The following is a 12,852-nucleotide window of genomic DNA, read 5'->3' as shown; positions in this document are numbered from 1 at the left end:
GTCATGCGAGAAGACAGCGGGGCGGCGGGGGACGTGCGGGACCGGAGCGCGGAGCCGGGCCCTGAGCCGGGTGCGGAGCTGAGCGCCGACTGCGCCCGCTGCTTCGGGCTGTGCTGTGTGGCGCTGCCCTTCGCCCGCTCGGCGGACTTCGCCGTGGACAAGCCGGCCGGGAAGCCCTGCTCGAACCTGGCGGCCGACTTCCGGTGCGGCATCCACACCGGGCTGCGGCGGAAGGGCTTCACCGGCTGCACGGTCTACGACTGCTTCGGCGCCGGGCAGCGGGTCTCCCAGGTCACCTTCGGCGGCCAGGACTGGCGGTCGGGGCCGCCGGAGCGCGCCAGGCTGATGTTCGACGTCTTCCCCGTGATGCGGCAGCTCCACGAACTGCTGCGGTATCTGACCGAGGCGCTGTCCCTGCCCGCCGCCCGGCCGGTCCACGCCGAGCTGCGCGGCATGCTGGAGCGGACCGAGGGGCTGGCCCTGCTGCCCCCGAAGGAGCTGTCCGGCCTCGACGTGGGCGCGCACCGCCAGGAGGTCAACGTCCTGCTGCTGCGGACCAGCGAACTGGCCCGGGCCGGCGTGCGGACCCGGCGCGGCAAGAAGCCCAGGGACCGGCGCGGCGCCGACCTGATGGGCGCCCGGCTCCGGGGCGCCGATCTGCGGGGCGCCAGTCTGCGCGGCGCCTACCTGATCGCGGCCGACCTCACCGGCGCGGACCTGCGCGACACGGACTTGATCGGCGCGGACCTGCGCGACGCCGATCTCACCGACGCGGACCTGACCGGCGCGTTCTTCCTCACCCAGCCGCAGGTCGACGGGGCCAGGGGCGGCGCCGGGACGAAGCTCCCCGGGTCAGTCGCGTGCCCCGGTCACTGGACAGCGCGCGGCTGAGACGGCCTCCTCGGCCCGGGGCCCGTCCGGCGTGGCGGGCGCCCGGTGTCCGAGGTGCAGGCGCAGCCCGTCCGGCATCAGGGTGAGCCGTTCGGCCACCCGCAGCCGGTAGCCCGGGTCGGGCACGAAGTCGTAGCGGCGCAGCAGCAGTCCGAGGACCAGGGCCGCCTCGTGCAGCGCGAACTGGCGGCCGATGCAGGCCCGCGCGCCGGTGCCGAAGGGCTTGAAGGTGTGCCCGGGCCGGGCGCGTACGGCCCCGGGGTCGAAGCGGTCGGGGTCGAACCGCTCGGCGTCGGCGCCCCACACCTCCGGGTCTCGGTGCAGCAGCGTCGTCAGGACCAGCGCCCAGGCGCCCTGCCGCATCGGGTGGACCCCGCCGAGGACCGTGTCCCGGCGCGCCTCGCGGGCGAAGGCGGGCGCCGTCGGCCACAGCCGCAGCGATTCGTCGAGCACCCGGCGCACCAGCCGCAGCCGGGCGACCTGCTCGTAGCCGGGCCGGTCGGCGTCGCCCCAGACCCGGTCCACCTCGGCCCGCGCCCGCGCGGCGATGTCCGGGTGCCGGGAGAGGTAGTGCAGTGCGAAGGAGAGCGCGCCCGAGGTGGTCTCGTGCCCGGCGATCAGGAAGGTGATGACCTGCCGCCGGATGTTCTCCGGGGCCAGCCGCTCACCGGTCTCCGGATGCGCGGTCGCCAGCATCCGGTCGAGCAGATCGCCCTTGCCGCCGCCCGCTCCGCCGCCGCTCTCCCCGCTGCCCGCGCGGCGGGCCGCGATCACCGCGTCGACCGTCCGGTCGAGGTACGCCGTGTCCGCCGCGTTGCGCCGGGCGGCGCCGCGCAGCAGCAGCGGGGCCAGCGGCGCGGGGACGACGTTGCGGCGCTGCGCGTAGGTCAGGGCGCCCACCATGGCCCGTACGAAGGGGTGCGGTTCGGTGCGCTCGAAGGAGGCGAAGTCGTGGCCGAAGCCGGTGCGCGCGATCGTCTCCAGGGTGAGCTTGGTCATGTCGCCGGGGACGTCCACGGCCCGGCCCGCGGACCGCGACCGGTCCCAGTGCTCCATCAGCCGCTCGGTCACGGCCAGCATCATCGGGTGGTAGGTCTCCATGGCCTCACGGCTGAAGCCGGGCGCCAGGACGTCGTGCGCGAGCTGCCAGTTTGGCTCGTGGTTGTACGCCGTGAACAGGCCGTCCCCGGCGACCGGGCGGAGGTTGGCCACGCCGAGCCCCACGTGCTTGGCGAACCGCGACTCGTCGGCCAGCTCCGCCGCGAGGCCGCCGCCCCACACGAAGACGATCTCCTTGCCGAACGCCTTGCGCCGGAAGACCGGGCCGAGCCGGCGCCCGTGGCGCAGCGAGTCCTGCACCGGCGTGCTCACGCTCGCGCCGATCAGGTCGCCGGCGAACGGGATCCGGTACGGCGGGTGCGGGATGCGGCGCAGCTCGGGCCAGCCCAGCTCGGCACTGCGGAACCCCTTGGGCAGCGCGGGCGGCGCGGCTCCCTTCGTACCGTCCATCACGCCATCTCCCTTGCGTCCACGGCTGGTTGCACCTGTTGTACGTGAGTTCAATAACGGTTTCCAGTGTGGTCCCGGCGCGGAAACGGCGTCAAGTAAAGTGCGGCCATGGCCGGGCAGCAGGAGGAGCGCAGGCGCCGTCGGCTCAGTACCGGGGAGCGCCGCGAGCAGCTCCTGTCGGTCGGCGCGAGGCTGTTCTCGGAGAATCCGTACGACGAAGTGTGGATCGAGCAGGTGGCCGAGCTCGCCGGTGTCTCGCGCGGGCTGCTGTACCACTACTTCCCGACGAAACGGGACTTCTTCGCCGGGGTCGTCGAGCGCGAGAGCGCGCGGATGCTGCGGATGACGGCCGCGGTCCCCGGCGTCCCGGTGCGTGAGCAGCTCCGCGCGGGCCTCGACACCTTCCTCGGCTACGTGGAGGAGCACGCGCACGGCTTCCGCGCCTTCCACCGGGCCGACGCGGCGGGCGACCAGGCGGTGCGGAAGGTCTACCGGCGGGCGCTGGCCGATCAGGAGCGGCAGATCCTCGACGCCCTCGCCGCGGACCCCGAACTGGGCTGCACGCCCGAGGGGCGTCCCGAACTCCGCATCGCCGTCCGGGGCTGGCTGGCCTTCACCACGGCCGTCTGCCTGGAGTGGCTGCGCGACGGGGAGTTGACCCGGGAACAGGTGCGCGACCTCTGCGCGCGGGCGCTGCTGGGCGCCGTCACTTCCTGAACAGCGGGCACACAGGCGGCGCGGCGCGGTTGGCGTACACCCCGATCTTCGATAGGTTAGGTGAGCCTTACCTAAGGAGGAACAGGATGGGTGACCGTCACACCTGGACGGCCGCGCCTGCCGCGGCCGAACGCGCCCGCTCGGTGCTCGCCGCCGCATGGTCCTGCGCGGTGACCGCGGAGGGCGGCCGGGAGGAGTTCGTCGGCGCGCACACGGTCGACGACGACGGCCGGGTGCTGCTGCAGGTACCGGAGGACAGCACACTCGTCGCGGCCGCGATCTGCGCGCCGCGCGGCGAGCCGTCCGCCGTCCTGGAGTTCGCCGACGTCGCGCCCGTCCCGGTGCGCAACCGGATCCGGGCCAGACTGTGGCTCGCCGGCTGGTTCGCCCTGGAGGACGACGGACGGCTCGCCTTCCAGCCCTCCCGCGTGGTGCTGCGCGAGGCGTCGGGGACGGTCGTCGTCGGCCTGGAGGAGCTGGCCGCCGCCGCGCCCGACCCGCTCGCGACCGCCGAGGCCAAACTCCTCACCCACCTCGCGGACGCCCACCCCGACGCCGTCGAGCGGCTGACCCGGCTCGTCGAGCCCGACAGCCTGCACGCCGCGGTCCGGGTGCAGCCGCTCGCCGTCGACCGGCACGGGCTCACCCTGCGCATCGAACGCGCCCGCGGCAACGGCGACGTACGGCTGCCCTTCCACCGGCCCGCCGACGACCTCGGCCAGCTCACCGAGCGCATGCACGTCCTGCTCGCCCAGGCCGGCTCCGCGGCCTGCCCCCGTCCGCTGGAGCGGCAGCGCACAGACCGCGACCGGTGAGGCGAACGGCTCGCCCGCGAGCCGCGACGGCCGTGACCGCCCAGGCCGGCTCCGCGGCCTGCCCCCGTCCGCTGGAGCGGCAGCGCACAGACCGCGACCGGTGAGGCGAACGGCTCGCCCGCGAGCCGCGACGGCCGTGACCGCCCCGGCGAACCGCCGCCTGCTCCAGCCGCCCGGTGCGGCCGGTCCCGGCCTGCCTCCACCGTTCATGCCTGCACCTCGCGGGTGGCTCGCCCCGGTCCGGCGGTCACCCTGGTGTGCGCGACCCGCGTGGCGCGAGGAAGCCCCGGGCAGTGACCGGGGCGTGCGTGCGGTCGGTCACCAGTCGCCGTCGCCGACCGGCTTGCCCGGTGCGTCACCGAGCGGCTTGATCTGGCCGGGGGCGGGCGGCTGCCAGGGCTCGTGGTCGTCGCCGAGCCAGTCGCCGACCGGCCGCACGCCACCCAGGGTGTCCGTCGGTGTCACGTCCTCGGCGCCCTCGTCGTAGTAGTCGAACCAGGGCAGCCCGGCCCGGGTGTACGCCGCCCGGTCCACCGGGGACGGCGGCGGGGCCTCGCCGGTGATGCGCCGCCACTCCGGAGGCGTCACCAGATGCACGAAGACCCGGCCCGCGGGCCGCTCGGCCCAACTGCCGCGCGGCCAGGTGTCCTGGTAGACCTCCTGGCGCATCGAACCGCCGACGCCCAGGCCCATCGCCGCTGCCCGCTGCGGGGCGCCCCCCGGCGCGGCGGGCGCGGCCATCGCGGCGGGCGCCGCCGGTCCCGCTCCCGGCGCGGGCGGCGCCCCGTAGGACATCCAGGACATCTGGGACGCCTGCTCCCGTGCCCGCTCCGCCGCGAGACGCTGCTCCTCGCGCCACTCGGCCAGCTTCACCGCGGCAAGCGGGAAGCTCTGCAACTGGATCCCGCCGAACGTCTCCTCGCCGGTCACCTGGCCCTCGACGGTGGCCCCCAGACCGAGCGGCACCGCCACGAACTGGCGGACCGTCCCCTTGCCCGACTTGATGCCGTCGAGCCACGGCTGACGCGGCAGCACCACGTAGTTCTGCGGGTCGCGGTCGAGGCGGTCGCTCCACGGCTTGCCCGAGACGGCGCACACCTTGCCCGCCCCCACCTGGAGGGCCGCCGGTTCGCCCGAGCCCGCGAAGCTGAGCCACATGGCCTCACGCAGATACACCGGCAGCATCACCCCACCGCGCGCCCGCCAATCGGCGGGCACCGTGTCCGCGTAGTCCTCCACCCGGCGGACGGGGAACTGGCCGAGCCCCGGCGGCAACGCGTGCGTCCCCGTCTCGGGCAGGCGCAGCGTCCGGATGAACCGGACACGCACACCCCCGGGCAGCAGAGTTGAGTCGCCGTCGATCCGCACGGTGCCGTCGGGCATCGCAACACTTCCCCTCGTAGCTCCGGCGCCGCGGGTCCCGGCGGCGCCCGTCAGGTAGAACGCCTGCCGGGGGAGCGGCGGTTCCGGAGCGAGCGCACCAGTGCGCGCAGCCGCTGCCGCAGCCGGGTCAGCCGCGGCCAGCGCTCCCGCTGGGCGCGGGCGCAGTTGTCCAGCTCCTCCAGGAGGCGGCGCGAGCGGTGTTCCAGGTCGAGTTCGTCGATGACCCGGTTCACCTCGGTCAGCACCGCGCCGTGCAGATGCCACAGCCGGTCGTCCCGCCGGACGCCCTCGGCCAGCAGCCCGGCCAGCCTGTCGCGGGTGGCGGCGGCGGTGGCCAGCTCCGCGGTGAGCCGTTCCTCCGCGGACTCCGCGTTGCTGGCCACCGGCGTCGTCACCAGCACCGCGAAGCTCACCACCGCGTCACCCGTCTCGGCGAGCAACTGCTCCACGACCTCCCCGGCCTTCGGCTCGAACAACGGCTCCGGGTCCTGCTCCTTGGCGAGGTCGGTGAGACTGCGCGCCAGGACCCGCAGCACCACCGTGCAGATCTCCAGGGTGTCCAGGCCGGTGCGCAGCACGATCCGGTACAGCAGCCCCTCCCGGACGCGCGGATTGAGCTTCAGACTGTCCTCGGCCTGCCGCAGCGCCCCGTCGACCCGCGCGATGTCCTGGTCCAGCCGCCGCGCCTCGTGCAGCCGCTCCGCCGCCTGCGCGTACGGGGTGTGCCCCGCGGCCTCCTCACCGAGCCGCAGCATCAGCTGCCGCATCCGGCGGGCCAGGTCCTCGATGGACTCGCCGGCCGCGCCCACCCACACCGGGGGAGCGAACAGCAGGTTGAAGCCGAGCCCCACGACCGCGCCGATCAGTGTCTCCAGGATGCGCGCCCACGCGGTGTCGCCCACGTTCGTGACACCGAGGACCAGCATGGCGCTGATCGCCACCTCGGCCACGAACTCCTCGACCCGCACCAGATGCCCGACGGCCAGTGAGGCGACGATGATGGTGAACAGGCTCCACCAGGTCAGCCCCACCAGCGAGCTGAAGCCGATCGCGACGAGCACCCCCGCCACGACCGCGTTGACCCGCCGCATGCTCATCCAGATGGTGGCGTACAGGGTGACCTGCACGACCAGCAGAGCCGTCAGCGGTGCGGTGAGCGGCGCCGCCTCGGGGCTCAGGCGCACGGCGACCACATAGGCGACGGTGGCGGCCGCGGCCGATCTGAGCGCCTGGACGACCACCGGTTCCCGGCGTCGCTGCACGAACCGGACGACGGACCTCGCCCTTTCCCCACGAACCTCTGGCATCCTCGCGCTCCACTCCTCTCACGTGGATCAAGGAACGTATTCACCCGTTTCGAGCGGATGAATCCACAGGGCGGGGGAGGCCCGCGCCACAGGGCCCGGCCCACGAGCCGTGCACGCTTCGCCCGCGGTGTGATCTCATGGACGGCCCACCGCACCGCCGGTGGCCAGGGGAGGGGTGAGGGTTTCCGTGCGTGCCGACGCCGTCCGCCCGGGGGAGCCGGCCGGCGCGCCGCCACCGCAGGCCCTGTCGGCGGGTGACCGCGCGCTGCGCCATGTCGCGGCGCTCTCCTCGGGCCCGGCCGTGGACCCCGCGCTGCGGGTGACCCTGAACTTCCACCCCGACCGGCCGGTGCGCGGGCTGCCCATCCTGCGGGCGCTGGCCGAGGACGGCGGGTACCACTCCCAGTTCGTCACGGGCACGAGCAACGGCGGGTTCACCGCGCACCCCGGCGGCGACCGCTGGCGCTGGGAGAGCCGGATCTTCGGCGGCTGCTACGACACCGCGGCCCCGCACGAGCGCCCGGTCTACGGCGGCCTCGACTTCCGGCGCCAGGTGGTCGGGGCGGCGCCGCGGTTCGGCTCGTCCCACTTCCGGCTGACCGGCGCGGCGACCCGGCGCGCCACGTTCTGCTACCCCGGCAGCGCGGCCGAGCCGTCCGCGTTCGGGGTCGCCGCGGGCCTGTCCCTCGTCGCGCTGGCCGAGGCGGACGACCGGGACGCGCTCGACGACTACATCGAGGCGCAGGTGCACGGCGGCGTCCTCCTCGACCGCGACGTGGAGGCACTCGTCCTCGACGCGAGCTTCCGTGGCACGGAGGTGGAGGCGGCGGCCCGGCGGCTGCCGTGCCCCGTCGAGTGGCACCCGGGCTACCGGCTCTCCGTCACGGAACTGCGGCGCCGTCCCGGTTTCCGGGGCCCGGAGTACGTCGAGCTCGGCGCCCGCATCGCCCGGGACGGCCGGCTCGACCCGCGGATCATCGGCGACGCCGCGCGCACCGGCCGCCACGAACTCCAGGACCTGAAGAAGGTCTGGCACTGCCTCGCCCGCTTCGGCGCACCGCCGGGAGCGGGGACAGCCCTGCGGGTCGGCACCACGAAGGACGCGGACGCCGCCCTCGGGTGAGGGGGCGCGGGCCCGTGTGTGACGGTGGTGCGGAGGGTGCCGGCCCGTCCGGCACCGGCCCTCAGGACGCGGGCGGCATCGCCCTGGGCGGCCACTCGCCCGGGGCCAGCACACCCAGCGCGTACGCGCGGGCGATCAGTTCCGTGCGGTTGGCGGCGCCCCAGCGGGCGGAGAGCCGCCGCAGATGGTAGTTGACCCCGTCCACCGTCCGGCCCGTCTCCCGGGCGGCCCGGGCCGTGGTCGCGCCGCCCGCCAGCAGGGCGAGGATCTCCGCCTCGGCGGGGCTCGCCGGGGGCTCCGCGGGCGGCTCGTCAGGACGGGGCCGCTCGCCGAGCACCCGGACCGCGACGAGCAGCGCCGTGGGCGCCTCGGCGGAGTCGCTGACCGGGTCCGCGGTCAGCTCCCCGTGCCGCCGCGCCCCGTCGGCGGCGTCCCAGCACACCGAGACGGGATAGCGCGAGCGGTGCCCCAGCCTGAGCGCCTGCACGATCCGCGCCACCTGCGTCTTCTCCTGCGGTCTGAACAGCTCCAGCACATTGCGCCCGCGCAGCCCGCCCGGCGTCGTGCCCCACTCCGTCGCCATCGCGGGATTGGCCAGGGCGACGGCCCCCTGCACGTCGCAGACCGCCACCGGCAGCGGGATGCGGTCGAACAGCAGCAGTGCCCGGTTCCGCCACACCACCGCGTCGGGCCGGGCGAGAGTGAGATCCACCGTGTCTCCAGAGCCATCCGGACGGGGCCGGGGCAAGACCGGCCGCTGTACATGCACTACACAATCATGTAGTCGCGACACGCGTTCCGGCGGGCTCCGGCGGCCAGGCTGGTGGGGCAGGACTTACGTACCGCGAAAGGCAGTTGCCGCGCATGCCCCCCACCGAGCGCCCCTCGTCCCCGGCCGACTCCCACCCCGTACCCGTCGTCGACGTCTCCCGCACCGGGCCGGGACGTACGCCCATGCAGCAGGTGATGGAGCTGATGCGGGAGCACGGCCCGGCCCTGGTGCGGCGCCTGCACGGCCGGGACGTGCTGTTCGTGAGCGAGCTCGACCTGGTCACGGAGCTGTCCGACGAGACCAGGTTCGCGAAGGCCGTCGGGCCCGCCCTGCGCAACGTCCGGGAGTTCGCCGCCGACGGCCTGTTCACCGCGTACAACGACGAGCCGAACTGGGCGAAGGCGCACGACATCCTGATGCCCGCCTTCGCGCTCGGCTCGATGCACACCTACCACCCCGTCATGCTGCGGGTGGCCCGCAGACTGATCGACTCCTGGGACCGCGCCCAGCGGGACGGGCGCCCGGTCGAGGTCCCCGAGGACATGACCCGGATGACGCTCGACACCATCGGCCTGGCCGGGTTCGGCTACGACTTCGGCTCCTTCACACGCGCCGAGCCGCACCCGTTCGTGGAGTCGATGGTCCGCTGTCTGGAGTGGAGCATGACCCGGCTGGCCCGGGTCCCGGGCAGCGACCACAGCGAGGCGGACGCGGCGTTCCGGCGGGACGCGGACCACCTGGCGCAGGTCGTCGACGAGGTCATCGCCGCACGTGTCGCCGGGGGCGACGGGTCCGCCGGGGACCTGCTCGGGCTCATGCTCACCGCCGAGCACCCCGCCGACGGCACCACCCTGGACGCCGCCAACATCCGCAACCAGGTCATCACCTTCCTGATCGCCGGGCACGAGACCACGTCGGGCGCCATGTCCTTCGCGCTGTACTACCTGGCCAAGCACCCGGCGGTGCTCGATCTCGTACGGCGGGAGGTGGACGCCCTGTGGGGCGACGCCGCGGACCCCGAGCCGACCTTCGAGGACGTCGGGCGGCTGGACTTCACCCGGCAGGTGCTGAACGAGGCGCTGCGGCTGTGGCCGACGGCCGCCGCGTTCGGCCGGCAGGCGCGCGAGGACACCCTGCTCGGCGGGCGGATCCCGCTCAAGGCCGGGCAGCCGGTCTCCGTCCTGACGCCGATGCTGCACCGGCAGCCGGTCTGGGGTGACAACCCCGAGCTGTTCGACCCCTCCCGGTTCGCGCCCGGGGCGGAGGCCGCCCGCTCGCCGCACGCGTTCAAGCCGTTCGGCACCGGTGAACGGGCTTGCATCGGGCGGCAGTTCGCGCTGCACGAGGCGACCATGCTGCTGGCGATGCTGGTCCACCGCTACCGGCTGCACGACCACGCCGGCTACCGGCTCACGGTCAGGGAGACGCTGACCCTGAAGCCGGACGGCTTTACGCTGACCCTCTCGCCGCGCACCGCCGCCGACCGCACGCACGCGCCGCTCCCGGGCACGGGCACGGGCACGGGCACCGTCCCGGCCGGGACTCCGGCCGGAGCGGGATCGATGCCCGCCCGTGTACGTCCCGGCACCCGCGTCCTCTTCCTGCACGGCAGCAACTACGGGACGTGCCGAGAGATCGCCGCCCGACTCGCCGACGAGGCCGCCGCGATCGGCTGCGAGGCGGAGGTCGCCCCGCTGGACGCCTACGCGGACGGACTGCCCGCCGACCGGCCCGTGGTCATCACCGCGGCCTCGTACAACGGCCGCCCGACGGACGACGCCACGGCCTTCGCCGCCCGGCTGGAGCGGTCCGCGGGAATCGGCGAACCGGCCTACGCCGTCCTCGGCGTCGGCGACCGCAACTGGGCCGCCACCTACCAGCACGTCCCCACCCGTATCGACGAACGCCTCGCGGAACTCGGCGGCACCCGCCTCCTGGACCGCGCCGCCGCCGATGCCTCCGGCGACCTGACCGGCACCGTCGCCGCCTTCACGGCCCGGCTGCGCACCGCCCTCCTGGAGCGGTACGGAGACCCCGCCGCCACGGCGGCCGACGCCGCGCCCGAAGCGGCGTACGAGGTGCGCGTGGTCACCGGCGGCCCGCTCGACGCGCTCGCCGAACGGCACGGTCTGGTGCCCATGACCGTGACCGACGCCCACGACCTCACCGCGCCGGATCATCCGCGCACCAAGCGGTTCGTCCGCCTCGCCCTGCCGGACGGCACGGCCTACCGCAGCGGCGACCACCTCACCGTCCTCCCGGTCAACGACCCGGCCCTCGTGACCCGTACCGCCACGGCCCTCGGCCTGGACCTCGACACCGTCCTCGACATCCGGGCCACCCGCCCGCGCCGCGACGGGCTCGCCGTCGACCGGCCGCTGACCGTACGCCACCTGCTCACCCACCACGTCGAATTGCAGGCCCGACCGACAAAGGCGCAGCTCGCCGTGGTCGCGGCGGCGAACCCGTGCCCGCCCGAGCGGGCGGCCCTCGCCGCGCTCACCGACGACCCGCGGACCCTGGCCGAGCTCGCCGAGGCGCACCCCGCCCTGCGCGGCGCCCTGGACTGGCCGGCCCTGCTCGACGTCCTGACCCCGCTGCGCCCGCGGCACTACTCGGTGTCCTCCTCGCCCGCCACCGACCCCGCCCACGCCGACCTGATGGTCTCGCTGCTCCAGGCGCCGGCCCGCTCGGGCGACGGGACGTACCGGGGGACCGGCTCCGGCTATCTGGCCACCGTCAAGCCCGGGGACACCGTCCTCGCCGGGGTGCAGCCCTGCCGGGAGGCGTTCCGTGTCGTGCACGACGCGCACACGCCGGTCATCCTGATCGCGGCCGGTACCGGCCTCGCCCCGTTCCGCGCCGCCGTCGCCGACCGTGTCTCGCTCCTGGCCACCGGGGCTCGACTCGCGCCCGCGATCTGCTACTTCGGCTGCGACGCCCCCGACGCGGACTATCTGCACGCGGACGAACTGCACGCCGCCGAGGCGGCCGGCGCCGTCTCGCTGCGGCCCGCCTTCAGCGCCGCACCGGTCGCGGACGCCGCCTTCGTCCAGCACCGGATCGCCGCCGAGGCCGACGAGGTCTGGGGACTGCTGGAGGCGGGAGCGCGGGTGTACGTGTGCGGCGACGGCGCCCGGATGGCCCCCGGGGTGCGGGAGGCGTTCCGGACGCTGCACCGGGACCGCGTCCCGGACGGCGATCCCGAAGAGTGGCTCAACGGGCTGATGGCGCAAGGGCGTTACGCCGAGGACGTGTACGCGGGCTGAGGCCGGCGTGAGGGGTGCGCGGCGGTGGACCCGGCTGGCACAGTGGGCCCACCGGTGACGGACGGGGGCCGCGGTGGACATCCGGGAACGGGCACGGCTGGTCCTGGCGGCGGCGGGCCTGCCGCCGGACGCCCTCGCGGTGAGCCGACCGCTGCCCGGTGGCACGTACAACGCGGTCGAGGAGCTGCGGCTGACCGACGGCAGCCGGTACATGCTGAAGATCCCGCCGCCGCTCGCCGCCCCCGGTCTCGCGCACGAGCGGAACCTGCTGGCGGCGGAGGCCGAGTTCTACCGGGCGGCCGCCACCGTCGGCGTGCCCGCGCCCGAGGCCGTCGGCGTGTGCACCGACGCGTCCGCGCCGACGGGCCGCTACCTGCTGATGACGGCCTGTCCGGGCGACCCGTGGGGTGCCGCCGACGACGCCGACCGGGCCGTCCTGCGCACCGAACTGGGCGGGCTGACGGCGCGCCTGCACCGGGTGACGGGCCCCGGCTTCGGCTACCCGTCCGGCGCGCTCGGACCGCTCGCCGCCGACTGGCGCACCGCCTTCACCGCCATGTACGAGGCGGTCCTGGACGACGCCCGCCGCTACGGCGCCCGGCTGCCCCGGCCGGTGGACGAGGTGGCCCGTACGGCGAAGAGGGCCTACGACCTGCTCGACGAGGTGACCGAGCCGCGCCTGGTCCACTTCGACCTGTGGCGGGGGAACATCCTCGTGGACCGGGCGGGGGCGGCGCCGCGGATCGGCGGGCTGATCGACGGTGAGCGCATGCTCTGGGGCGACCCCGTGGCGGACTTCGTCTCGCTCGCCCTCCTCGGGGACATCACCCGGGACGAGGACTTCCTGACCGGCTACCGGGCCGGGGACGGGCCCGCCGCCCTCGGCCCGCCGGCCCGCCGCCGCCTCGCCCTCTACCGCAGCTACCTCTACTTGATCATGCTGACGGAGACGGTGCCCCGCGCGTACGACCCGGCACACGTGGCCCGGGTACGCGCCTACACGGATCCCGCACTGCTCGCCGCGCTGGCGGAGCTGGACCGTGGCGCCGCGTGAGCCCGGGCCCCG

Annotated in this window: 10 protein-coding genes; 6 read left to right on the top strand and 4 right to left on the bottom strand. The window is 75.0% G+C overall.

Annotated features, from left to right (window positions below):
- Positions 1–3 precede the first annotated feature (3 nt).
- Positions 4–891, top strand: a complete 888-nt coding sequence (locus ACFV6E_RS35760; RefSeq protein WP_385467390.1) for a pentapeptide repeat-containing protein — start codon at positions 4–6, stop codon at positions 889–891.
- Here the strand turns inward: ACFV6E_RS35760 and ACFV6E_RS35755 are convergent.
- The gene (locus ACFV6E_RS35755; protein WP_385467387.1) at positions 853–2,400 is read right to left on the bottom strand and encodes a cytochrome P450; all 1,548 of its coding nucleotides are present in this window, start codon (positions 2,398–2,400) and stop codon (positions 853–855) included. The genes ACFV6E_RS35760 and ACFV6E_RS35755 overlap by 39 nt on opposite strands.
- A gap of 108 nt (positions 2,401–2,508) precedes the next feature.
- Between ACFV6E_RS35755 and ACFV6E_RS35750 the strand changes: the two genes are divergently transcribed.
- Together ACFV6E_RS35750 and ACFV6E_RS35745 are read left to right on the top strand one after the other, a co-directional pair.
- A complete protein-coding gene (locus ACFV6E_RS35750; protein ID WP_385165572.1) occupies positions 2,509–3,117 on the top strand; it encodes a TetR/AcrR family transcriptional regulator in 609 nt (202 codons plus the stop codon).
- Between the two features lie 86 nt (positions 3,118–3,203).
- Positions 3,204–3,932: a DUF2470 domain-containing protein gene (locus ACFV6E_RS35745; RefSeq protein ID WP_385165571.1), complete on the top strand. Its 729-nt coding sequence runs from the start codon at positions 3,204–3,206 to the stop codon at positions 3,930–3,932.
- 318 nt (positions 3,933–4,250) lie between these two features.
- On the opposite strand, the gene ACFV6E_RS35740 is transcribed toward ACFV6E_RS35745, so the two are convergent.
- Together ACFV6E_RS35740 and ACFV6E_RS35735 are read right to left on the bottom strand one after the other, a co-directional pair.
- Positions 4,251–5,315 (bottom strand): hypothetical protein, encoded by a 1,065-nt coding sequence (locus ACFV6E_RS35740; RefSeq protein WP_385467384.1) that lies wholly within the window; start codon positions 5,313–5,315, stop codon positions 4,251–4,253.
- Between the two features lie 50 nt (positions 5,316–5,365).
- Entirely contained in the window at positions 5,366–6,622 is a 1,257-nt protein-coding gene (locus tag ACFV6E_RS35735; RefSeq protein ID WP_385165569.1) for an aromatic acid exporter family protein, read from the bottom strand.
- 265 nt (positions 6,623–6,887) lie between these two features.
- On the opposite strand from ACFV6E_RS35735, the gene ACFV6E_RS35730 reads away from it, so the two are divergent.
- Positions 6,888–7,745, top strand: coding sequence for a DUF3626 domain-containing protein (locus ACFV6E_RS35730; protein WP_385467407.1), 858 nt, complete (start codon positions 6,888–6,890; stop codon positions 7,743–7,745).
- Positions 7,746–7,806: 61 nt separating this feature from the next.
- Here ACFV6E_RS35730 and ACFV6E_RS35725 read toward each other — a convergent pair whose 3' ends face one another.
- Complete coding sequence (locus ACFV6E_RS35725) at positions 7,807–8,457, bottom strand: PAS domain-containing protein (protein WP_385165567.1); 651 nt, start codon at positions 8,455–8,457, stop codon at positions 7,807–7,809.
- Positions 8,458–8,609: 152 nt separating this feature from the next.
- Here ACFV6E_RS35725 and ACFV6E_RS35720 point away from each other — a divergent pair, with 152 nt between their 5' ends.
- The gene (locus tag ACFV6E_RS35720; protein WP_385165565.1) at positions 8,610–11,786 is read left to right on the top strand and encodes a cytochrome P450; all 3,177 of its coding nucleotides are present in this window, start codon (positions 8,610–8,612) and stop codon (positions 11,784–11,786) included.
- Positions 11,787–11,859: 73 nt separating this feature from the next.
- A complete protein-coding gene (locus ACFV6E_RS35715; protein ID WP_385165563.1) occupies positions 11,860–12,840 on the top strand; it encodes a phosphotransferase family protein in 981 nt (326 codons plus the stop codon).
- The last annotated feature ends 12 nt before the right edge of the window (positions 12,841–12,852 follow it).

It is taken from the genome of Streptomyces sp. NPDC059785 (genome assembly GCF_042732375.1).
Lineage (GTDB): Bacteria > Actinomycetota > Actinomycetes > Streptomycetales > Streptomycetaceae > Streptomyces.
This window is presented reverse-complemented; position numbering and strand designations above follow the sequence as displayed.